Here is a 22273-nt window from a genome sequence, read left to right as displayed (position 1 = left end):
CACAGGCGGCGTGGGAGCGGCCTTGCCCCGCGATTGATCTGGCAGAAGCGCTTAGCGCGAAGCCAGCAAGGCCTTGCCGCGCACCACGGCCGCGCGCACCTGCGCCGGCGCGGTGCCGCCGATATGGTTGCGGGCGTTGACCGAACCTTCCAGGGTCAGCACGGCAAACACGTCCTGCTCGATCTGGTCGCTGAACTGGCGCAGCTCTTCCAGGCTCATCTCGGCCAGGTCCTTGCCAGTGTCGACGCCATGTTTCACCGCGTGGCCGACGATTTCGTGGCAGTCACGGAACGGCAGGCCGCGGCGCACCAGGTAGTCGGCGAGGTCCGTGGCGGTGGAGAAGCCGCGCAGGGCCGCCTCGCGCATGATCGCGTGCTTGGGCTTGATCGCCGGGATCATGTCGGCGAAGGCGCGCAGTGAGTCGCGCAGGGTGTCGGCGGCGTCGAACAGCGGCTCTTTATCCTCCTGGTTGTCCTTGTTGTAGGCCAGCGGCTGGCCTTTCATCAGGGTCAGCAGGCCGGTAAGGGCGCCGAACACGCGGCCGCTCTTGCCACGCACCAGCTCCGGTACGTCGGGGTTCTTCTTCTGCGGCATGATCGAGCTGCCGGTGCAGAAGCGATCAGGCAAGTCGATGAACTGGAATTGCGCGCTGGTCCACAGCACCAGCTCTTCGGAGAAGCGCGACAGGTGCATCATGGCGATGCTGGCGGCGGCACAGAATTCGATGGCGAAGTCGCGGTCCGAGACGCCGTCCAGCGAGTTACCGGCCACGGCCTCGAAGCCCAGCAGCTTGCAGGTCAGCTCGCGGTCGATCGGGTAGGTGGTGCCGGCCAGCGCGGCGCTGCCCAGGGGCATGCGGTTGGCGCGCTTGCGGCAGTCGACCAGGCGCTCGTAGTCGCGGCTGAGCATTTCGAACCAGGCCAGCAGGTGGTGGCCGAAGGTCACCGGCTGTGCGGTCTGCAGGTGGGTGAAGCCGGGCATGATGGTCTCGGCTTCACGCTCGGCCTGTTCCAGCAGGCCCATTTGCAGGCGGGTGATCTCGGCCAGGATCAGGTCGATCTCGTCACGCAGCCACAGGCGGATGTCGGTGGCCACCTGGTCGTTGCGGCTGCGACCGGTGTGCAGCTTCTTGCCGGTGATGCCGATGCGATCGGTCAGGCGCGCCTCGATGTTCATGTGCACGTCTTCCAGGTCGACGCGCCAGTCGAAGGTGCCGGCCTCGATCTCACCCTGGATGGTCTTCAGGCCATCGATGATGGTGTCGCGCTCGGCGTCGCTGAGTACGCCGACCTGCGCCAGCATGGTGGCGTGGGCGATCGAACCCATGATGTCGTGACGGTAAAGGCGCTTGTCGAAATCGACCGAGGCGGTGAAGCGGGCGACGAAGGCGTCGACGGGCTCACTGAAGCGGCCGCCCCAGGACTGATTGGTCTTGTCGGTGCTCATGGATTCACTCGTTGAAGGCGTGAACGGAAAAGTGGCGCCGATCATAGCAGGGTTGCGTCCGCCGCCGCAGGGCGCTGGTCGTGAGAATCACCCGGTAACCTGGGGGTGCGGCATATTCAACGATTGAACGGCAGCGTTCCAAGGAGCGTCTACAGTTGGACAAAGGGCTGGCGGCAAATCTGCCAGGCCAGTGAATCTTTGGCCTTCGCACCGGTCTGTAGCGTGACCGCGTTTCGGTCGCCCACATTTGTCTACGCTATACCCGTGCGAGACTCACTCAGGAATCCAGCGCAATTATGAATGTCCTGATCGTTGATGATGAACCCCAGGCGCGCGAGCGCTTGAGCCGGCTGCTTGGCGAGCTGGAGGGTTACACCGTGATGGAGCCCAGCGCCACCAACGGCGAGGAGGCCCTGACCCTGATCGAAAGCCTCAAGCCAGACGTGGTGGTGCTGGACATCGGCATGCCTGGCCTTGATGGCCTGCAGGTCGCGGCCCGCCTGTGCGAGCGCGAATCGCCGCCTGCGGTGGTGTTTTGCACCGGCGACGACGAATACGGCAGCGAAGCGTTCAAGGACAGCACCTTGAGCCATGTCGAGAAGCCCATCCAACTCCCGGCGTTGCGTGACGCGCTGCGCCGGGCCGAAAAGCCCAACCGCGCGCAACTGGCCGCGCTGACTCGCCCAGCGGGTGACGCCGGCGGCGGGCCGCGCAGCCACATCAGTGCCCGTACCCGCAAGGGCATCGAGCTGATCCCGATTCCGCAGGTCATTTATTTCATCGCAGATCACAAATACGTGACCTTGCGCCACGAGGCAGGCGAAGTGCTGCTCGACGAGCCGCTCAAGGCCTTGGAAGACGAGTTCGGCGAGCGTTTCGTGCGTATTCACCGCAACGCGCTGGTTGCCCGTGAGCGCATCGAACGGCTGCAGCGCACGCCGCTGGGGCATTTCCAGCTCTATCTGAAGGGGCTCGAGGGCGATGCCCTGACCGTCAGCCGGCGGCATGTGGCCGGGGTGCGCAAGATGATGCAGTCCTTGCACTGAAACCCTTTGATTGCGTGGGAGCGGCGATGCGGCGACCCGACTTGCCCCGCGATGAGGTGTAATGCCCGCCATCGCGATCGCGGATCAAGCCCGCTCCCGCGTGGCGCTTTGCTGATCTGAATCTGCGGGCACGCCCGGAGGAGCTGTTATCATCGGCGGCATTTCTCTGGTTCGGGGCGTTTCATGTCCACTCGCGAAATCCGCATTGCCACCCGTAAAAGTGCCTTGGCCCTGTGGCAGGCCGAATATGTCAAAGCCTGCCTGGAACAGGCGCACCCAGGCCTCGTCGTGACCCTGGTGCCCATGGTCAGCCGTGGCGACAAGCTGCTCGACGCGCCGCTGGCGAAGATCGGCGGCAAGGGCCTCTTCGTCAAGGAGCTGGAAACCGCGCTGCTCGACAACGAAGCCGACATCGCCGTGCATTCGATGAAAGACGTGCCCATGGACTTCCCTGAAGGCCTGGGCCTGTACTGCATCTGTGAACGTGAAGACCCGCGCGATGCCTTTGTTTCCAACACCTTCGCAAATCTCGAAGCCCTGCCGGCCGGCAGTGTCGTCGGCACTTCGAGCCTGCGTCGCCAGGCGCAATTGCTGGCGCGTCGGCCCGACCTTCAGATCCGCTTCCTGCGCGGCAACGTCAATACCCGCCTGGCCAAGCTCGATGCCGGCGAATACGACGCCATCATCCTTGCCGCTGCCGGCCTGATCCGCCTCGGCTTCGAGGACCGCATTTCCGCCTCCATCAGTGTCGATGACAGCCTGCCGGCTGGTGGCCAGGGTGCGGTGGGGATCGAATGCCGTAGCGCCGATACCGAGATTCATGCCCTGCTGGCGCCGCTGCACCATGCCGACACCGCTGACCGGGTGGTGGCCGAGCGTGCCCTGAACAAGCGCCTCAATGGTGGCTGCCAGGTGCCGATCGCCTGCTATGCGGTGCTTGAAGGCGAACAGCTGTGGCTGCGTGGCCTGGTTGGCCAGCCCTCCGGTGGCACCTTGCTGGTGGCCGAAGCCCGCGCTGCGCGCGTGGATGCCGAGGCCCTGGGCGTACAGGTCGCCGAAGACCTGCTGGGGCAGGGCGCCGAGGCGATCCTCAAGGAAGTCTACGGCGAGGCCGGCCACCCGTGAGCCCCTGGCGCCTGCTGCTGACCCGCCCTGAAGAGGACTGTGCGGCACTGGCGCAGACGCTGGCCGACGCGGGTATTGCCAGTGCCAGCCTGCCGTTGCTGGTTATCGAGGCACTCGCGCCGGAGCCGTTGCAGATGCAGCACCTGCGGACGATCGCCGAGGTTCAGGCCATCATCGTGGTCAGCAAGCCGGCGGCCCGCCTGCTGCTGGACCAGCTCGCCCAGGCGGGAGTGACGCCGCCTTGCGCAGGTTGGTTCACAGTAGGTGAGGCGACGGCGCGAATTCTTCAGGAGCATGGGCTGCAAGTGGTCTTTCCAGCGGCCGGTGACGACAGCGAGGCCTTGCTCGGGCTGCCCGCCTTGCGCGAGGCTATTGCCGCGTCAGCGAGGCCTCGCGTACTGATCGTGCGCGGCCTCGGCGGTCGTGAACTGTTGGCAGAGCGTCTTGCCGAGCAAGGTGCTAGTGTCGATTATCTGGAATTGTATCGCCGCTGCCTGCCCGACTACCCTACCGGAACCCTCGCTCGAAGCATCGATGGGGAACGCCTCAATGGCCTGGTGGTCAGCAGTGGGCAGGGTCTTGAACACTTGCATCGACTGGCGGGTGCGGACTGGCCGCGGTTTTCTCGATTGCCGTTGTTCGTGCCCAGCCCACGGGTAGCCGAACAAGCCCGTGCACTCGGGGCGCTGGATATTGTGGATTGTCGTGGCGCGAGCGCCACGGCCTTGCTGGCAGCCGTGCAGCGTACCGCTGCGCCTGCCCCTTAAGGCGCTAAGCTAGAAAGCGATGCGCCACCATGCAAAGGATGGATACGTGAGCGAAACTGTCTTGTCCAACACCGAACAACCCTCGGCGCTCGAAGCGCCGGAACCTACCACCGCCAAGCCCGCCCGACGCTCCGGCAACGGCTTGGCGCTGCTGGCGCTGCTGCTGGGCGCCGCTGGCGTCGCGGTCGGCGGCTGGGGCGTCTGGCAGGTTCGCCAACTGCAAGGCAGCGAGCAGGGGCAGGGCGAACACCTGCAAGCCCTGAATCAGCGTGCCGATGCACTGCAGCAGCGGGAGCAGCAGCTCAGCGCCCAACTGGCCAGCCTGCCAGCAGCCAGTGAACTGGAGGACCGTCGTCGCCTTGTGGCGCAACTGCAGGGCGACCAGCAACGCCTGAGCCAGCGCCTGGAGACGGTACTGGGCGAAAGCCGCAAGGAGTGGCGTCTGGCCGAGGCTGAGCACTTGCTGCGGCTGGCGACCTTGCGCCTCTCTGCATTGCAGGACATTACCAGCGCCAAGGCGTTGGTCGAGGGCGCCGATGAGATTCTTCGTGAGCAGAGCGACCCAGGCGCTTTCGCTGCCCGCGAGCAGTTGGCACGCAGCCTGGCGACGCTGTCCAGTACCCAGCAGCCGGACCGTACCGGTCTGTTCCTCAAGCTTGCCGCGCAGCGCGAGCTGGTCCAGCAGCTCAGCGCCCAGTCGCCGGAGTTCGACAGCCAGGCCGATGCCATGGGCGCTCTGACGGCCGATGGCGACGGCGCCAGCCGCTGGTCGCAATGGTGGGCGGAGATCTCCAAGTATTTCCAGATCGAGTTCAATGCCGACGATAACGTCCGGCCATTGCTGTCCGGCCAGTCGCTCAACCAGCTGCGGCTGGCCTTGAGCCTGACCATCGAGCAGGCCCAATGGGCAGCGCTCAATGGCGAAGCCAAGGTCTACACCCAGGCTTTGGACGATGCGCGCAGCGTGTTGCTGGCCAACTTCAACCCGGACAACCCGCAGAGCAAGGCGATGCTCGACAGCCTCAATCAACTGGCCGAACAGCCGGTGTCGGTGGTCACCCCTGACCTGAGCGAAAGCCTGGCAGCAGTGCAGGCCTACATCCAGCGCCGCCACCTGCCAGTCGACGAGGGGGCCAAGCCATGAAGCGCGTCTACCTGCTGGCAGTGCTGGCGATCGTCATCGCCGCGGCGCTGGGTATCGCGATTGCCAAGCACAGCGGCTACGTGCTGATTGCCTACGGTAGCTTCCGCTACCAGTCGGGGCTGTGGGCGGCGATTGGCGCGCTGGTCGGGATTGTTCTCTCGCTGCTGCTGGTGCGTTACCTCGTCGGGCTTGTGCTGACGTCCTCCGGGGTGGTCAACCCTTGGTCACGGCGCAACCGTAACCGTCGCAAACGCATCGCTGTCGAGCAGGGGCAACTGGACCTGGCCGAGGGACGCTGGGCGAGTGCTCAGCGCCATCTGCAGCGTGCCGCAGAATCCGATCGCCAGCCATTGCTCTACTACCTCGGCGCCGCTCGCGCGGCCAATGAGTTGGGCAAGGTGGAGGAGCGTGATCAATTGCTCGAACGGGCCCTGGAACGCCAGCCCCAGGCTGAGCTAGCCGTTGCACTGACGCATGCCCAGTTGCAAATGGACCGTGGCGAGAATGAAGGCGCGCTGGAAGCCCTGCAGGCTATGCAGGAGCGCCACCCGCACAATGCGCAGGTGCTGCGCCTGCTGCATCGCCTGCACCTGGAGCGTGGGGACTGGTCGGCGCTGATTCGGCTGTTGCCGGATTTGCGCAAGCACAAGGTGCTGCCGGCCAACGAGCTCGCCGGTCTGGAGCAGCGTGCGTGGGGCCAGAACCTGGGCTTGGCGAGCACTCGGGGCGAGGATCCGCAGACGGCTCGCCAAGCGCTCGAGCGTGCCTGGCAGCAGTTGACCAACGCCCAGCGTCAGGAGCCGCAACTGGTTTCGGCCTATGCCGAGCAGTTGCGCCAGGTCGGTGCACAGGGTGAGGCCGAGCAGGTATTGCGCAGCGCGCTCAAGCGCGGCTATGAAAGCCATCTGGCACGTTTGTATGGGCTGGTGCGCGGTGATGATCCCGCCCGCCAGCTGCAAACGGCTGAAGGTTGGCTGAAGGAGCATCCTCAGGACCCGAGTCTGTTGCTTACCTTGGGCCGGCTGAGCCTGCAGAATCGTCTGTGGGGCAAGGCCCGGGATTACCTGGAGAGCAGTCTGCGCATGGAGCGTAATCCAGAGGCTTGCGCTGAGCTGGCGCGGCTGTTGGCCGGGCTGGGCGAGACCGAGCGCAGCAACCAGTTGTTCCAGGAGGGCTTGGGGCTGCTGGATGAACGTTTGCTGGCATTGCCGTTGCCGGAAGGGGTTCGGGCCTGAAGGCAGGCCTGGATTCGTTCCGTGCAGAATACATTGGCCTTGTGGGTTGTGCCTGGCAGCGGCGCTCGCTGACAGGCTCGCTCCCGGCGTGAGATGTGCAACTGGAAGGCGCTGAATTTTCCTTCGTTCGCGTCAGAACATTCCCACTTTCTGTGAAAATGATTCCCTATCCATTCAGCGACTTGTCTGTGCTGTAGCGACTTGATACAAAGCGCTCCTTTCCTCTACCGTTTCAAACCACATCTCCTCTTTTCGGATCACCTTCGCCCATGTCGCTGGCCTGCCTGCGCAGCTTTTTCTTTCCCGCCTTCCTGGCCGCCGTCGCTGTGCTGGTGGCGTCGTTTCGCCTCGAGAACTTGGTCGGCCTCGACCCTTGCGCGCTGTGCTTCAGCCAGCGGCTGATGCTGGGGCTCTATGCACTGGTCTGCCTGGCTGCAGTCGTCCACGCCAGGCATCAGCGCGTGCATGCGTGGCTGGCCTTGGGGTTCTCGGTTGCTGGCGCTTTGCTGGCCAGCCGACATGTCTGGCTACAGGCCGAACCGTTGCCGGTCAGTGGTTGCCATCTGCCGCTGGCGCATCTGATGGAACGCCCTTGGGCCGAGATATTGCGAACGTTCCTGATGGGTACCCCGGAATGTGTGTCAGTCAACTGGAGCTTTCTCGACCTGACCTTACCTGAATGGAGCCTGCTGGCGTTTCTGTTACTTGCCGCGCAACCGCTGTCGTGGCTAGTGGTGTATCGATTGCGCCGCGGCACGTTGGCTTGATCCAGCGCAACGAGCCGGGGATTGCGCGACCAGCGGTGGCTGGCAGAGGGATTAAACGCTTGTATGAACTTTGTCTGCTGCGTACCTTGAAGGGCAGGTCGCTCGGGAATAATCTCCCAGCACGCATACCGAAAATACAACTGCTCGATGCCGTTTGCTGATGTCACCTTTGTGCCACGGTGTTGTGTCGCGAGGTGCAGCGGCATCTACCCAGAAGGGAAGAGATCGCCATGCTCGATAGTTGCCAGAACGCCCAGGAACGCTGGGGCGGTGTTCACAAGCTGATCGATCGGTGGCTGGAGGAGCGCCAGGAGTTGGTGCAAGCCTTCCGCGCCCTGCGCGATGCCAAGCCGGCGTTTGCCGACAAAGACAAGAACCGCGATTTCTGCGCGGTGCTGGTTGACTATGTCTCGGCCTGGCACTTCGAAGTCAGCGAGCAATTGGTCAGTGAAGCCAAGGCATTTGGTGATACCGGTGCCTTGGAGCTGGCAAAGCAGATCAACCCACGCATTGATGACAGCACCCAGATCGCCCTGGCTTTCAATGATCATTGCGAGAAAGGTGAGTGCAGGGATACCGAGCGCTTTGCCGAGAAACTGGCCAAACTCGGCGGCCTGTTGCACGAGCGTTTCGAGCTGGAGGATTGCCTGATCGAGGTGTTGCACAACGCCCACAAGCAAGAAGACGCGGTGCAGGCCTGATTCAGTCAGCCACGTCCAGCAGTTCGATCTCGAATACCAGTGGGGTATAGGGTGCGATCAGGTCACCCGCACCGTCGGCGCCGTAGGCTTGCGCCGACGGGATCACCAGGCGCCATTTTGCTCCCGCTTTCATCCGTGGCAGCGCCACCTGCCAGCCCTCGATCACCGAGTCCAGCTTGAACCACTGCGGTTGCAGGTTCTGGTCGAACACCGTGCCATCCGGAAGCTTGCCCACATACCGTACTTGAACGCGGCCATTGGCCTTGGGCTGCGCACCGCTGCCGCTGGCCAGTTCGCTGTAGAGAATACCCTCGGGCAACTCACGTACTCCGGTCTTGGCCCGCTCACCCGCGATAAAGCGTTTTTCGGCCTCCACCAGCTTGTCCACCTGGGCTTGCTCGGCGGCGGCGTTGGCTTGGGTTTCGTGCTGTTCAAGGATGGCCTGCATGCGTGACTTGGCAATCCGTGGCGGCTCGCCCTGGTAGGCCTGGCGCAGCCCGTCGACCAGGGCGTCGAGCTGCAGGCCGGGTACTTCCTGACGCAGCCGTTCACCGAGGCTGGCGCCCAGGCTGTAGGCCAGGTCGCTGTCGTTGGCGGGGGCGGCCTCGGCATTGGCCAGGGAGAGCGGCGATACCAGGCACAGGCCGAGAAACAGATAACGAGGCATGGAGGTCTCCTGCGGCAATGAGCGCGAAGTATGCCAGCGTTGTTGGCCAGGGATGTGTAAATATCGGCACTGCACTAATGGGCAACTACACTTGTTTCCAGCTGCAAGACAACAACTTTGCCCAGGCATGCAACGCGGCGCTACCGAGACGGTCAACATGCCCTAGCGGCGGTAGCAGCAGAAGCATAGTATGAGCCGCACTCTCGTCAGCCAGGAGGTAAACCATGTCGGCCAAAAAGAAGCCAGTAAGTACGCCGTTGCACCTGCTCCAGCAACTTTCGGGCAGCCTGCTCGAACATTTGGAAGATGCCTGCTCCCAAGCGCTGGCGGATGCCGAGAAACTGTTGGCCAAGTTGGAAAAACAACGTGGCAAGGCCCAGGAAAAACTCCACAATGCTCGTCTGAAGTTGCAGGATGCCGCCAAGGCCGGTAAAGCCAAGGCACAAGGCAAGGCTCAAAAAGCTGCTGGCGAACTTGAAGACTTGCTCGATTCTCTCAAGGATCGCCAGACTCAGACCCGCACTTATATCCAGCAACTCAAGCGTGATGCCCAGGAAAGCCTGAAGCTGGCACAGGGCGTCGGCAAGGTGCGCGAGGCGGCCGCCAAGGCTCTGGACTCGCGTACGACGGCACCGAAAGCCGCCGCCAAACCTGCGGCCAAGCCTGCTGCTACCAAAGCGCCGGCGAAGGCTGCCGCCGCGAGACCTGCCGCCAAGCCTGCGGCCAAACCTGCTACTGCCAAGGCACCTGCGAAGGCTGCCGCCGCGAAACCTGCCGCCAAGCCCGCAGCCAAACCGGTTGCCGCCAAGGCACCTGCGAAGACCACCACTTCGAAACCTGCCGCCAAGCCCGCAGCCAAACCGGTTGCCGCCAAGGCACCTGCGAAGGCCGCCACTTCGAAACCTGCCGTCAAGCCCGCAGCCAAACCGGCCGCCGCCAAGGCACCTGCGAAGACTGCCGCCGCGAATCCTGCCGCCAAGCCCACGGCCAAATCGGCTGCCGCCAAGGCACCTGCGAAGACTGCCGCCGCAAAACCTGCCACCAAGCCTGCGGCCAAACCGGCTGCCGCCAAGGCACCTGCGAAGACCGCCGCCACCAAGGCCCCGGCCAAGCCAGCAGCAACCAGGTCTGCGGTGAAACCGGCAGCCAAGCCAGCCGCGAAACCGGCGCCTGTCAAAGCGCCAGCCAAACCGGCCGAAAGCAAGCCAGCCACTCCGGCCGCCAACGCCACCCCGGCGCCTGCGGCCAGCGCGACTACGCCTGCGACCACCGGCACTGCGCCTCAGTCGCCGACTTCGGCGTCCTGAAGCTCACGGGCCGCGGCGCGCAGCTGATGTAGCGCGTCGTGGTTCCTGGCCAGGCCTGGCACCAGCCAGGCCAGCCAATCCGGCGTCGCGCTCGCTTGCGCCGGCCACCCACGCGCCAACGCTTCCAGGCGTTCCAGCAAGGTGCGTTCAGCCTGCAGTTCCAGCGCTTTCACCTGCTCACGCATCACGCTCAGTTGTGGGTCGGCGAGCGCGTGTTCGCGCCATTGCCGGCGCAGGGAGCGTAGCGGCGCCACGACGTCGCGCTGCCAGGGCCGGGCCAGCGCCTGCAGGGTGGCAATCCGTTGTTCGTCAGGGGCTATGCCGCGGGCCTGCAGCCAAGTCCCGCAGAGCAGCAGGCAGACATCGCCGCCCAGTTCCTGGAGGGCCAGACAGGCCGCCTCGACACCCGGCCGGGCATAGAGGGCCAGGGCATGATTCCACAGGTCGGTGTGCATGGTTTCACTCGCGCCAGTGATCGGGGAAGCTGGTAGACTCCGCGACCATCATGATCAGACTATCGAACCTCACTTTACAGCGTGGTCCCCAGCGCCTGCTAGAAGGCGCCGAGATGACCCTGCACACCGGCCACAAGGCCGGCCTGATCGGTGCCAACGGTGCCGGCAAATCCAGCCTGTTCGCCTTGCTGCGCGGCGAGCTGTCGCCCGATGCCGGTGACTGCCAGCTGCCCGGCGACTGGCGCATCGCTCATATGCGCCAAGAGGTCGATACCCTCGACCGTATCGCCGTGGACTATGTCCTCGATGGCGACGTGCGCCTGCGCAAGGTCCAGGCTGAACTGGCCGCCGCCGAACTGGCCCACGATGGCACTGCCCTGGCGCGCCTACACAGTGAACTAGACAGCGCCGACGGCTACACCGCCGACGCCCGCGCGCGCAAGTTGCTGGCCGGCCTCGGCTTCAGCAACGAGCAGATGGACCGCCGCGTCGGCGATTTCTCAGGTGGCTGGCGGATGCGCCTGAACCTGGCCCAGGCCCTGATGTGCCCGTCCGACCTGCTGCTGCTCGACGAGCCCACCAACCACCTGGATCTCGACGCCATCCTCTGGCTGGAGGACTGGCTCAAGGGCTACCCGGGCACGCTGCTGTTGATCTCCCACGACCGCGACTTCCTCGATGCCGTGGTCGACCATGTGCTGCACGTCGAACAGCGCAAGCTCAATCTCTACAAGGGCGGCTACAGCGCCTTCGAGCGCACCCGCGCCGAACGCCTGGCGCAACAGCAGCAGGCCTACGAGAAGCAGCAGGCGCAGCGCGCGCACATGGAAAAGTACATCGCCCGCTTCAAGGCCCAGGCCACCAAGGCCCGCCAGGCGCAGAGCCGGATCAAGGCCCTGGAACGCATGGAGGAGTTGTCGGCGGCCCACGTCGACTCGCCTTTCGACTTCGTCTTCCGTGAGTCGGAGAAGATCTCCAGCCCCCTGCTCGATCTGTCCGAAGGCCGCCTGGGCTATGGCGACAAGGCCATCCTCGAGAAGGTCAAGCTGCAGCTGGCGCCGGGTGCGCGCATCGGCCTGCTCGGCCCCAACGGTGCGGGCAAGTCGACCCTGATCAAGAACCTCGCCGGTGAGCTGCAGCCATTGTCCGGGCGCCTGGTGCGTGGCGAAAACCTCGCCGTCGGCTACTTCGCCCAGCATCAGCTCGACTCGCTGGACGACAAGGCCAGCCCGTTGCTGCACCTGCAACGTATCGCACCGGGCGAGCGTGAGCAGACCCTGCGCGACTTCCTTGGTGGCTTCGACTTCCACGGCAATCGTGTCGACGAGCCGGTGGTCAACTTCTCTGGTGGCGAGAAGGCCCGCCTGGCCCTGGCGCTGATCGCCTGGGAGCGGCCGAACCTGCTGCTGCTCGACGAACCGACCAACCACCTGGACCTCGAGATGCGCCTGGCGCTGACCATGGCGCTGCAGGAGTTCGCGGGTGCCGTGGTGGTGGTCTCCCACGACCGTCACTTGCTCAAGAGCACCACCAACGACTTCCTGCTGGTGGCCGACGGCAAGGTCGACACCTTCGATGGCGACCTGGAAGACTACAGCCGCTGGCTGGTCGAGTTCCGTCAGCGCAACATGCCGGTGAGCAGCACACCGGCCAACCCGGACAAGACCGACAAGAAAGCCCAGCGCCAGGCGGCCGCGGCCCTGCGCCAGCAGTTGGCGCCGCACAAGAAGGCGGCCGACAAGCTGGAGGCCGAGCTCAACCAGGTGCACAAGGACTTGGCCGAGGTCGAGACCGCCCTGGGCGACGGTGGCCTGTACGAGGCCGCGCGCAAGGATGAACTGCGCGACCTGCTGGCCCGCCAGACCAAGCTCAAGCAACGCGAAGGCGAGCTTGAAGAGGCCTGGATGGAGGCCCTTGAGACCCTCGAAAGCATGCAGGCCGAACTCGAGGCGCTGTCCTGATGGAGGAGCTGCGCTCGCTGTTGCCGGGGCAGTGGATGGACTCGATGTGGCTGGGGTTGCAGATTCTGCTGATCCTGATCGCCGCGTTCATCCTGCAGCGCATGGTCGCTCGCGGGTTGAGAAGCCTGGGCGAACGCTACCCGTTGCCGCACGAGCTGATGGTGCCGGTGCGCGGCGCCTTGCGCTGGCTGATCATGGGCAGCGCGCTGCTGTTCGTGCTCGAGCGCCTGGGCGTATCGGCCACGGTGCTGTGGACCGCGCTGTCGGGCTTCGTCGCGGTGGCGGCGGTGGCGTTCTTCGCTATCTGGAGCGTGCTGTCCAACCTGCTGTGCGCGGTGCTGATCTTCACCGTCGGGCCGTTTCGCATCGGCGATGTGGTCGAACTGGTCGACACCCTCGACAAACCGGGAGTGAAGGGCCGGGTGATCGCCATCAACCTGCTGTACACCACGCTGATGGAAACGCCGGAAGCGGGTGGCGCTTTGGTGCAGGTGCCCAACAGCCAGTTCTTCCAGAAAGCCGTGCGCCGTTGGCGTGGCGCCGAGGCCACCACTGCGGTCAAGCCGGAATCGATCGAAACCGACTGAAGCCGCAGAATTTACTGGTTATTTTTTCGCCAGCACCGTAGCTTAACGCTTTGTAACAAATGTTCGAGCGAGGTGTGCGATGTCGATGGAAACGTGGTTGGCCTTCTTTGCCGCGTGCTGGGTGATCAGCCTGTCGCCGGGTGCCGGGGCGATCGCCTCGATGTCCAGCGGGCTGCAGTACGGTTTCTGGCGTGGTTACTGTAACGCCCTGGGGCTGCAACTGGGCCTGATCGTGCAGATCGCCGTCATCGCCGCCGGTGTCGGCGCCATCCTCGCCGCTTCTGCGACGGCCTTCCAGGTCATCAAATGGTTCGGTGTCGCCTACCTGGTCTACCTCGCCTACAAGCAATGGCAAGCCTTGCCGATGGACATGAGCGACGAGTCTGGCGTGCGGCCTATCGGCAAGCCGCTGAGCCTGATGTTCCGAGGCTTCCTGGTCAACGTCAGCAACCCCAAGGCGCTGGTATTCATGCTCGCGGTGCTGCCGCAGTTCCTCAACCCGCACGAGGCGTTGCTGCCCCAGTATGTGGCGATCACCGTGACCATGATCAGCGTCGACCTGCTGGTGATGGCGGGTTACACCGGCCTGGCTTCGCGGGTGCTGCGTCTGTTGCGCACGCCGAAGCAGCAGAAGCGCCTGAACCGTACCTTTGCCGGACTGTTCATTGGCGCGGCGACATTCCTCGCCACCCTGCGTCGTGCGCCCATCTGAGTTCGTCATCGCGGCGCCAGCCCGCTCCTACGGTTCAGTGGGAGCAGCCTGGCCCCGCGAATGGGTTCAGCGCTGACGATCCACCAGCCCCTTGAGCAAGTCCACCGGCAGTGGAAACACGATGGTTGAGCTCTTGTCCCCGGCAATCGATCCCAGTGTCTGCATGTAGCGCAGTTGCATCGCCCCCGGCTCCTTGCCCAGCATCTGCGCCGCCTGCATGAGTTTCTCCGACGCCTGCAGCTCGCCTTCGGCATGGATCACCTTGGCCCGGCGTTCTCGTTCGGCTTCGGCCTGACGGGCGATGGCACGGACCATCGATTCGTTCAGGTCGACGTGCTTGATCTCGACGTTGGCCACCTTGATGCCCCAGGCGTCGGTCTGCGCGTCCAGCACTTCGCGGATATCCGAGTTCAACTGTTCGCGCTCGGCCAACAGTTCGTCCAGCTCGTGCTTGCCGAGCACTGCCCGCAAGGTGGTCTGGGCCAGCTGGCTGGTGGCGGCGAGGAAGTCCTCGACCTGGATGATCGCCTTCTGCGGGTCGAGCACGCGGAAGTAGAGCACGGCGTTGACCTTGACCGAGACGTTGTCGCGGGTGATCACGTCCTGAGGCGGCACATCGAGGACCACGGTGCGCAGGTCGACGCGCACCATCTGCTGGATCCCCGGAATCAGGATGATCAGGCCCGGGCCCTTGACCTGCCAGAAGCGCCCGAGCTGGAACACCACACCGCGTTCGTACTCGCGCAGGATGCGCAGCGCCGACAGCAGCAGTATGGCCAGCAGCACCAGCACGGCGCTGAAACCGAATTGCATGAACATCGTCTACTCTCCTTGCGCCGTGGGCGCAGTGGCGCTGACCTCCAGGGTCACGCCATGACGGGCCGTCACCCGCACGTGCTGGCCAGGTTGCAGCGGTGTCGCACACTGCACCTGCCACTGTTCGCCCTGGGCCTGTACCGAGCCGCAGAACGGGTTGTCGGTGCGCACCTGCGTCACCGTGACCAGGCTGCCCACCAGTCCGGCATCGCCGCTGACCAGGGCGCGCCGGCGCGCTTTCAGCGCCATGCCCAGCACGCCGCCGAGCAACAGCGCCGAGAGCACAGCCAGGCTGATGATCAGCGCCAGCGGAATGCCGAAGCCGGGGGCATCGGTGTCCATCAGGATCACCGCACCGACGACGAAGGCGACGATACCGCCGAAGCCGACCACGCCGAAGCTAGGCAGGAACGCCTCGGCGACCATGAACGCCACCCCGAGCAGGATCAACGCCACCCCGGCATGGCTCACCGGCAGCAGTTGCAGGGCATACAGCGCCAGCAGCAGGCAGATGCCGCCGACCACGCCGCCGACCCCGGAGCCAGGATTCATGAATTCGAACAGCAGGCCGTACACGCCGATCATGATCAGGATCAGCGCCACGCTGGGGTTGGTGATCACTGCGAGCAGGCGGGTGCGCCAGTCCGGCAGGTGTTCGGTCACACTGGCCTCATGGGTGCGCAGTTGCACGGTCTGGCCTGCGACGAGCAGTGACTTGCCATCGAGCTGTCGCAGCAGGTCGGGGAGGTCGTTGGCGATCAGGTCGATTACCTGCAAGCGCTGCGCTTCGCTGGCCGACAGGCTGACGGCCTCGCGCACGGCCTTCTCCGCCCAGTCGGCGTTGCGCCCGCGCAGTTGGGCCAGGCCACGGATGTAGGCCGCAGCATCATTGACCTGTTTGCGTGCCAATGCGCCTTCTTCGCTGTTCGTGGCGGGTTGTTCAGCTTTGCCGGGGACGCCGATCTGCACTGGCGTCGCGGCGCCGAGGTTGGTCCCCGGGGCCATGGCCGCGATATGGCTGGCGTAGAGGATGTAAGTGCCGGCGCTGGCTGCCCTGGCGCCACCCGGGGCGACGTAGGTGGCCACCGGCACGGGGCTGGCGAGAATGGCCTTGATGATTTGGCGCATGGCGCTGTCCAGCCCGCCGGGAGTATCGAGGCGGATCACCACCAGTTGCGCGCCTTGTGCCTGCCCCTGGTCCAGCCCACGCAGCAGATAGTCGGCGCTGGCCGGGCCGATGGCATCATCGACGCTCAACAGCCATACATTTGCGCCAGGCGCGCTTTGGCCACTCGGCACGAAGCCGAGGACCAACAGCAACAGCAGCATGCGCCAGCGCTGGGCGATCACCTGTCGTCACCTCATGCGGACCCGTCCTTGAAGTTTAGCCTTGGCTGTCGAGCCACGACCTAAACTTGTGGATGGGGGCAAAACCGGAGGTGCATCATGCGTATGGCCAAGACCCTTCAGCAGCGCCTGGACCAGGCCAACTGCGATTACGACATCATTCCCCATCCCCATTCGGCCACCAGCCTGGAGTCGGCGCGCACGGCCGGCGTACCCGCCGAGCGGGTCGCCAAGTCAGTGATGCTCGATGACCGCCATGGCAACTTCATCATGGCCGTGCTGCCGGCCAACCGGCATCTGGACATGACCGAGGTGCGCATGACCGGCGCCTGGCAACTGACCCGCGAGAGCAACCTGCCGAGCCTGTTCGGCGATTGCGAGCGCGGCGCCATCCCGGCCCTGGGCGACGCCTACAACATTCCCATGCTGCTCGACCGGAGTCTTACCCGCCAGGGCGATGTCTACCTCGAGGCAGGTGACCACGATCATCTGATCCACATGAGCATGGAGCAATACTTGAAGCTGGTGCCGCACGCCGAAGTGCGCGAATTGAGCTGATGCTCGCAACCAACGCCGGGTTGGCGTCGTGGACGACCCGCCCGGCCCGAGGAGGAATCATGGAAGCACCGAACCATCCATTCGCCGACCTGTTCAAGCAACTGGGGCTGGCGGACGATGCCACCAGCATCGACCAGTTCATCACCACTCATTCGCCGTTGAAGAACGAGATCAAGCTGGTGGACGCACCGTTCTGGACCGAGGCGCAAAGAACCTTTTTGAAGGAAAGCATCATAGAGGACGCCGATTGGGCGGTACCCTTCGACCAACTCAACGAAGCACTGCGTCGCCCCCGCAAATAAAGCGCCGAGCGGCACCTGATGGGTGATCGGGCCGTTGCTATGCTCAGGTAAAACAAGAGGGGATGGCGCAATGAAAGATCCCTACGCACCAGGATTCTGGTGCACCGTGACGATCCTGGGCACCCTGACCGCCGGCTACTTCTACGGTATCCGGCACACCCACCAGATGAACCAGGCCGTGCAGTTTCTCTATGCCGCCGCCGCCGTTACCGCGGCGGTGGCGCTCTGCGGCCTGGCCTGGATCGCCTGGCAGCATTTGCACCTGAACAAGCGTGAGGTGGCCCAGGGGCGAACGTTGCTGACCATCTGGAACACCAAGGTCGCCCTGCGCCGGGTCGAGACGGTGTTCGACCGCTACTTCTGGGGCAGCTACTGGCATTCCGGGCGCACCTTCGAGGAGGTGATGGGCGAGCTCAAGGGCACTCCGTTGGAGCAAAGCCTCGACGCCCTCAAGCGCCAGTGCCGGGAGCTCGACCGCGAGGTGCACGACCACCACCATCACTGGCTGGCCAATGCCCGCGACCTGTCCAGCGTGGCCACGGCGATGGCCCGCGAGCGCTACCAGCTGGACCTGTGCGATGCCCCGGTGCGCGACGGCGGCAATACCGCCGTGCTCAATCGCGATCTGGAAGTGCTGGTGTACACCTGGTCGGCGCGCCTGCGCAGCTTCGACCATCAACTGGACGAGCTGGAGCGCGCTTACCACTAGACGGGTTCATTCGCCGCGGATGTACTGCTCGAGTTGCAGGATCAGGTTGGCCTGCTCGGCGATGGTTTCCTTCACCAGGTCGCCAATCGACAAAAGCCCCAGCAGCTTGCCGTTATCCACTACGGGCAGGTGGCGCAGATGGCGGTTGGTCATCAGGTTCATGCAGTACTCGAGGTTCTGCTTGGGCTCAACGGTGACTACCGGCGAACTCATGATTTCCCGTACCGGCGTGGCAGCCGATGAGCGCCCCTTGAGCACCAGTTTGCGGGCATAGTCGCGTTCGCTGACGATGCCTACGACCTGGTCGTTTTCCATCACCGGTAATGCACCGACGTTCTTCTCCGCCAGCAGCTTCAAGGCATCCAGCACCGAGTCATCAGGGCTGATGGTGTAGACGGTCTGATGCTGGGACTTGGCTTTGAGGATTTGTTCGACGTTCTTCATACGGGCCTCGGTGGGTGAAAAAGCGCGGTGTCGGAGTAAATAAAGCATCCGGCACGGCGCTCTGCACGGCAATGCAGGAAACGGCATCGAGGTGATTGAAAAACGTCATCGTGGCAAGGGGCCGCAATGCGGCCCCGGGTGAATCATCAAAGCTTCGGCATCTGCCCGATCCGCGCCACCATCTCGCTGACGATCTGCAGGTCGAGCATGAATTGCTCCACGGTCTTGAACTCGTTGTCGTTGTGCCCGGTGTACTTCACATCCGGCATGGCCAGGCCGAACTGCACGCCATTGGGCAGGTCGTGCACCGAGGTGGCGCCGGCGGAGGTGCCGTACTCGTGCTTCATGCCCAGGTTCTCGCTGGCCACGGCCAGCAGGGCCTTGACCCACTCGCCCTCGGGGTTGCGGTACATCGGCTCGTCCATGCTGTAGTCGAAGGCCACCTTGGTCTGGCTCTTGGCAACCCAGCTGTCGAGCTTGCCGGAGATCTCACCTTTGAGGGTGTCGAGCGACTTGCCTTTGGGAATGCGCAGGTTCACCGCCAGCTTCAGCGCCTTGTCATCCAGGCCGACGAAGGTCAGCGAGGTGGTCAGCGGGCCCATGAAGTCGTCCTTGAAGCCCACGCCAAGCTTGTTGCCCAGGTAGTCCAGGCCCCAGTTGTCGGCGGCGTAGCGGGCGGCGTCGGTGATGTGGTTGTGCTTGAGCGGCACGTCCTTGCCCAGGCCATTGAGGAAGTCGAGCATGCGCGCCACCGGGTTGACCCCGGACTCCGGCTCGGAGGAGTGCGCCGAAACGCCGGTCACGGTCAGCAGCACCTGCTTGCCGTCGACCTTGGCGTCGATGCTGAAGTCGCCACCATGGCGCTTGACGTAGGCCGCGCCGGCTTTTTCCAGGGCCTTGGCCAGTTCGGCCGGCTTGTCGCCGGTCAGGGTCGCTACCGAGCTACCGGGGATCTGGTTGGTGGCCAGGCCGCCGGTGAGGTTGATCACCTCGGCGCCTTTGCCATCACCGGCACGCTTGGCGAAGGTGGCCATGACGGTGCCATAGCCCTTCTCGGCGATCACTACCGGGTAGCCGCCGTCCAGCGCCAGGTTGTAGTCGGGGGTGGCGTTGCGTTCGAAGTAGTAGGGGATGGCATCACCGGTGGTTTCCTCGGTGGTGTCCACCAGCAGCTTGAACTGGCGCGCCAGCGGCAGCTTTTCGTCCTTGGCCACCTTCAGCGCATAGAGTGCGACGACGATGCCGTTCTTGTCGTCCTCGGTGCCGCGGCCGTACATGCGGTCGCCCACCAGGGTGACCTTGAACGGGTCGAGCTTGGTGCCGTCCTTGAGCTTCCAGTTTTCCGGGGTCACCGGCACCACGTCGGCATGGGCGTGGATACCGATGACTTCCTTGCCCTCGCCGAGGGTGATCTCGTAGACGCGGTTGTCGATATTGCGGAACTGCAGGCCGAAGCCCTCGGCCAGGGCCTTGATCTTGTCGGCGATCTTGAGGAACTCCGGGTTTTCGTGCTGCGGCACGCCCTCTTTGCGCACGGTCGGGATCTCCACCAGCTCGCGCAGGGTCTCCTTGGCGGCCTTGCCGTACTTGATGCGGGTGTACAGGCCCAGCAGGCGGTTGATCTCGTCCTGCTGCTCGGCAGCCAGCGGCTTGCCGGCCAGGTACAGCTTGAGGGTGTCGTCGAGCTTGTCGGCCTTGGCCAGGTCACTGCCGGCCAGCTTGCCGAGGAACTGCTTGAAGTCGGCCGGATCGCTGCCGTCGTAGGCCTTGATGATGGCGGCGGACTGCTGCTGGGAGAGGTTGGCCTGGGCCGGGATCGAGAACATGGCCACGCTGGCCAGCAGGAGCGATGCGGCGGATAGCTTGGTAAATGGCATGGGTGTGCGCATTCCTTTGCAAGGGGGGAGGGTGACCGTTTACGCAAACGGAAGATGCCCACGCTATCACCAATGACTACTGGCGCGGGAGAGGTGGCAATGTGTATTTCCGCACAAACGTGCAAGCTTTCATCTACGGCGCGGCCTGCAGCTTTATGACAAAAATGCGTATCATTAGCGTTTTTTGTAATAACCCGTTTTACGAGAGAAGGATCCTCATGTTCACGTCTTACCTTGCACCCCTGGCCGGGGTGCTGGCCTTCACCCTTGCCTGCATCACGCCCGCCCAGGCCCGGGACGATGGCACCGACCACTCTGTCACCCTGGAAAAGGTCGTACAGACCTTCACCGTGCAGACCGACGGCAGCTTCCAGGTGGCGGTCGAGTCGGTCTCGCGCATCAACGAAGAGCGGGCCATCCAGGCCAAGGCCCAGCAGCCGCTGAGCTACAACCGCTCGTACGAAACCCTGGAGGTCGACGAAGCCTTCACCCAGAAGCCCGACGGGCGCAAGGTGATGGTCGATGCCTCGCAGATCAAGGAGCAGCAGGAGCAGGCGTCCACCTACGCGCCGATGTTCCAGGACTCCCGGGTCAAGGTGGTGATCTTCCCCGAAGTGGCCGTCGGCGATCGCCTGGTGCTGCGTTACAAGCGCCATCGCAACACTGCGCTGTTCCCCGGCCACTTCGAGGACCTCACCGGCCCGGATTTCCACCCCGTGGGGCAGTTCTCGCTGATATACGACCTGCCGGCGGATCTGCCGCTGTACGCTGATGCCCGTGGCTTCAAGGCGTCCTCGCCCAAGGCCGGCAAGGGCCGCAAGGTCTACCGCTGGGACTTCGTGCCCGCCGACAGGGCCAGGATCGAGGCGAGCGCCGTGTCCTACCTGGACTACGGCCAGTACCTCGCGGTGTCGACCTTCAAGGATTACGCAGGGCTTGCCGCCAGCTACCAGGCGCGCGCCGGCGTGGAAGTGACACCAGCCATCGCCGCACTATCCGAGCAGTTGACGGCTAACCTGCCCGATGCCCGGGCCAAGACGCTCAAGCTCAGCGACTGGGTGCGTGAGAACATCCGCTACGTGGCGGTCTATGTCGGTGCCGGCGGGGTGGTCCCGCATTCGGCGCAGAGCGTGCTGGACAACCGCTATGGCGACTGCAAGGACCATGTCGCCCTGCTCGAGGCATTGCTCAAGGCCGCAGCCATCGAAAGCTCGCCTGCCCTGGTCAACCTCGGCAACGCCTACCACCTGCCCAAGGTGCCGACCTTGGGCGTGCTCAACCATGTGCTGACCTACGTACCGAGCCTGGACCTGTACCTGGACTCGACCGACCCGTCGGTGGCCGCCGGCTACCTGCCGCTGATGGACCTGGACAAGACGACGTTGCTGACCGTCTCGGGCGCGTTTGGCAAGACTCCGGCCTACCAGTTCGGCAAGCAGGTCGGTGAGATGCTGTTCAAGGTCAAGGGCACGGGCGCCGCGGACTTCACCGGCGCTTCGACGATCGAGGGTTGGTCCAGCGAGGTCAACCGCTATGGCGCCAACTCGATGAGGCCGGCCGACCTCGACCGCATGGTCGAGCAGGTGCTCAATGCCTACGGGCAGCGGGGCAGCGGCAAGATCCTGATCCAGCCATCGGTGGCGCCGGAGCACTTCCACAGCCAGGTCGAAGGTCATACCGAGAACCTGGTGAACCTGCCAGGGCCAGTGGGGCTTCCGGCACTGAGCAGCCTGGTCGGCGGTATCTCGCAAATGGTCTATGGCTTTGCCGCCGAAAACGAACGCACCCAAGGCTTCGTCTGCATTTCCAACGAAGCGGTGGAGAAGGCACGCTTCGAGTTCCCTGCCGAAGTTACTGTCCTGGCGACGCCCAAGGCCGTTGCCGTGAAGGAAGGCAGCTTCGACTACAGTGCCCGTTACACTCGCGATGGCAACGCCGTGGTGGTCGAGCGGCGCATGCAGTTCAAGCATCCGAAGGCGGTGTGCACGCCTGAAGAGTTCAAGACGATGAAGCCGGTAATTGAAACCATGGTCAGGGACCTGCAAGGCCAGATCATCGTGCAGGGCTGAGGCCCGGAAACGCAAAAGCCCCGCCAGAGTGATCTGAGCGGGGCTTTGCTTTTACCGTCACCGTGCAAACACCTGGGTGGCGGTTGATGTCATGGCGCACTCGGCGGGATTCGAACCCACGACCCCTGCCTTCGGAGGGCAGTACTCTATCCAGCTGAGCTACGAGTGCAACGGGGCGCATGATACCCATCTGATTCGGTGGCGTCCATGGCCTTGATCCATGGAGTGTTT

22 protein-coding genes and 1 tRNA gene are annotated in these 22273 nt (G+C 64.2%); 15 read left to right on the top strand and 8 right to left on the bottom strand.

Annotated features, from left to right (window positions below):
• Positions 1 to 51: 51 nt before the first annotated feature.
• Entirely contained in the window at positions 52 to 1446 is a 1395-nt protein-coding gene (argH, locus tag OH705_RS00410) for an argininosuccinate lyase (RefSeq protein WP_267300529.1), read from the bottom strand.
• A 296-nt stretch (positions 1447 to 1742) separates the two neighbouring features.
• Here argH and OH705_RS00405 point away from each other — a divergent pair, with 296 nt between their 5' ends.
• The 7 genes from OH705_RS00405 to rsd all read left to right on the top strand — a co-directional run bounded on the left by OH705_RS00405 (position 1743) and on the right by rsd (position 8231).
• Positions 1743 to 2492 carry a LytR/AlgR family response regulator transcription factor gene (locus OH705_RS00405; protein ID WP_023630910.1) on the top strand — a complete coding sequence of 250 codons (750 nt, stop codon included), beginning with the start codon at positions 1743 to 1745 and terminating at the stop codon, positions 2490 to 2492.
• Between the two features lie 183 nt (positions 2493 to 2675).
• On the top strand, positions 2676 to 3617 hold the full coding sequence (hemC, locus tag OH705_RS00400) for a hydroxymethylbilane synthase (RefSeq protein ID WP_104444698.1): 942 nt from the start codon (positions 2676 to 2678) through the stop codon (positions 3615 to 3617).
• A complete protein-coding gene (locus OH705_RS00395; protein WP_267300527.1) occupies positions 3614 to 4384 on the top strand; it encodes a uroporphyrinogen-III synthase in 771 nt (256 codons plus the stop codon). The genes hemC and OH705_RS00395 overlap by 4 nt, the downstream gene beginning before the upstream one ends.
• Positions 4385 to 4430: 46 nt before the next feature.
• Positions 4431 to 5528: a uroporphyrinogen-III C-methyltransferase gene (locus OH705_RS00390; protein WP_038707044.1), complete on the top strand. Its 1098-nt coding sequence runs from the start codon at positions 4431 to 4433 to the stop codon at positions 5526 to 5528.
• Entirely contained in the window at positions 5525 to 6763 is a 1239-nt protein-coding gene (locus OH705_RS00385; protein ID WP_023629194.1) for a heme biosynthesis protein HemY, read from the top strand. Before OH705_RS00390 ends, OH705_RS00385 begins: the two co-directional genes overlap by 4 nt.
• Before the next feature lie 269 nt (positions 6764 to 7032).
• On the top strand, positions 7033 to 7530 hold the full coding sequence (locus tag OH705_RS00380; protein ID WP_023629193.1) for a disulfide bond formation protein B: 498 nt from the start codon (positions 7033 to 7035) through the stop codon (positions 7528 to 7530).
• Positions 7531 to 7760: 230 nt separating this feature from the next.
• On the top strand, positions 7761 to 8231 hold the full coding sequence (gene rsd, locus OH705_RS00375; RefSeq protein ID WP_094010920.1) for a sigma D regulator: 471 nt from the start codon (positions 7761 to 7763) through the stop codon (positions 8229 to 8231).
• Between the two features lies 1 nt (position 8232).
• On the opposite strand, the gene OH705_RS00370 is transcribed toward rsd, so the two are convergent.
• Complete coding sequence (locus tag OH705_RS00370) at positions 8233 to 8898, bottom strand: FKBP-type peptidyl-prolyl cis-trans isomerase (protein ID WP_267300522.1); 666 nt, start codon at positions 8896 to 8898, stop codon at positions 8233 to 8235.
• A gap of 224 nt (positions 8899 to 9122) precedes the next feature.
• Between OH705_RS00370 and OH705_RS00365 the strand changes: the two genes are divergently transcribed.
• Entirely contained in the window at positions 9123 to 10205 is a 1083-nt protein-coding gene (locus OH705_RS00365; protein ID WP_267300520.1) for an AlgP family protein, read from the top strand.
• Here OH705_RS00365 and OH705_RS00360 read toward each other — a convergent pair.
• The gene (locus OH705_RS00360; protein WP_263159775.1) at positions 10181 to 10660 is read right to left on the bottom strand and encodes a TIGR02444 family protein; all 480 of its coding nucleotides are present in this window, start codon (positions 10658 to 10660) and stop codon (positions 10181 to 10183) included. The genes OH705_RS00365 and OH705_RS00360 overlap by 25 nt on opposite strands.
• Before the next feature lie 50 nt (positions 10661 to 10710).
• Here OH705_RS00360 and OH705_RS00355 point away from each other — a divergent pair, with 50 nt between their 5' ends.
• The 3 genes from OH705_RS00355 to OH705_RS00345 all read left to right on the top strand — a co-directional run bounded on the left by OH705_RS00355 (position 10711) and on the right by OH705_RS00345 (position 13920).
• A complete protein-coding gene (locus tag OH705_RS00355; RefSeq protein WP_267300519.1) occupies positions 10711 to 12621 on the top strand; it encodes an ATP-binding cassette domain-containing protein in 1911 nt (636 codons plus the stop codon).
• The gene (locus OH705_RS00350; protein WP_023630588.1) at positions 12621 to 13208 is read left to right on the top strand and encodes a mechanosensitive ion channel family protein; all 588 of its coding nucleotides are present in this window, start codon (positions 12621 to 12623) and stop codon (positions 13206 to 13208) included. The genes OH705_RS00355 and OH705_RS00350 overlap by 1 nt, the downstream gene beginning before the upstream one ends.
• A gap of 79 nt (positions 13209 to 13287) precedes the next feature.
• A complete protein-coding gene (locus tag OH705_RS00345; RefSeq protein WP_267300516.1) occupies positions 13288 to 13920 on the top strand; it encodes a LysE family transporter in 633 nt (210 codons plus the stop codon).
• Positions 13921 to 13986: 66 nt separating this feature from the next.
• On the opposite strand, the gene OH705_RS00340 is transcribed toward OH705_RS00345, so the two are convergent.
• Together OH705_RS00340 and OH705_RS00335 are read right to left on the bottom strand one after the other, a co-directional pair.
• Positions 13987 to 14739 (bottom strand): slipin family protein, encoded by a 753-nt coding sequence (locus tag OH705_RS00340; protein ID WP_110604125.1) that lies wholly within the window; start codon positions 14737 to 14739, stop codon positions 13987 to 13989.
• Between the two features lie 3 nt (positions 14740 to 14742).
• Positions 14743 to 16086 (bottom strand): NfeD family protein, encoded by a 1344-nt coding sequence (locus OH705_RS00335; RefSeq protein ID WP_094010926.1) that lies wholly within the window; start codon positions 16084 to 16086, stop codon positions 14743 to 14745.
• A gap of 96 nt (positions 16087 to 16182) precedes the next feature.
• On the opposite strand from OH705_RS00335, the gene OH705_RS00330 reads away from it, so the two are divergent.
• The 3 genes from OH705_RS00330 (at position 16183) to OH705_RS00320 (ending at position 17652) form a co-directional block, all read left to right on the top strand.
• A complete protein-coding gene (locus tag OH705_RS00330; RefSeq protein ID WP_023629227.1) occupies positions 16183 to 16641 on the top strand; it encodes an aminoacyl-tRNA deacylase in 459 nt (152 codons plus the stop codon).
• Positions 16642 to 16700: 59 nt separating this feature from the next.
• Complete coding sequence (locus OH705_RS00325) at positions 16701 to 16943, top strand: DUF2789 domain-containing protein (RefSeq protein ID WP_023629226.1); 243 nt, start codon at positions 16701 to 16703, stop codon at positions 16941 to 16943.
• A gap of 70 nt (positions 16944 to 17013) precedes the next feature.
• Positions 17014 to 17652 carry a hypothetical protein gene (locus OH705_RS00320; RefSeq protein ID WP_023629225.1) on the top strand — a complete coding sequence of 213 codons (639 nt, stop codon included), beginning with the start codon at positions 17014 to 17016 and terminating at the stop codon, positions 17650 to 17652.
• A gap of 6 nt (positions 17653 to 17658) precedes the next feature.
• Here the strand turns inward: OH705_RS00320 and OH705_RS00315 are convergent, their stop codons facing one another.
• Complete coding sequence (locus OH705_RS00315) at positions 17659 to 18096, bottom strand: CBS domain-containing protein (RefSeq protein WP_023629224.1); 438 nt, start codon at positions 18094 to 18096, stop codon at positions 17659 to 17661.
• 146 nt (positions 18097 to 18242) lie between these two features.
• The gene (locus OH705_RS00310; RefSeq protein ID WP_104444702.1) at positions 18243 to 19973 is read right to left on the bottom strand and encodes a dipeptidase; all 1731 of its coding nucleotides are present in this window, start codon (positions 19971 to 19973) and stop codon (positions 18243 to 18245) included.
• A gap of 218 nt (positions 19974 to 20191) precedes the next feature.
• Between OH705_RS00310 and OH705_RS00305 the strand changes: the two genes are divergently transcribed.
• Entirely contained in the window at positions 20192 to 22042 is a 1851-nt protein-coding gene (locus OH705_RS00305; protein ID WP_267300507.1) for a DUF3857 domain-containing transglutaminase family protein, read from the top strand.
• 92 nt (positions 22043 to 22134) lie between these two features.
• Here OH705_RS00305 and OH705_RS00300 read toward each other — a convergent pair.
• Positions 22135 to 22211 (bottom strand) — tRNA-Arg (locus OH705_RS00300).
• Between the last annotated feature and the right edge of the window lie 62 nt (positions 22212 to 22273).

The sequence above is a fragment of the Pseudomonas sp. BJa3 genome (genome assembly GCF_026343815.1).
GTDB classification, from domain to species: Bacteria; Pseudomonadota; Gammaproteobacteria; order Pseudomonadales; family Pseudomonadaceae; genus Aquipseudomonas; species Aquipseudomonas soli.
The sequence above is the reverse complement of the archived record's forward strand: the minus strand, read 5'-3'. Positions and strand labels throughout refer to the sequence as shown.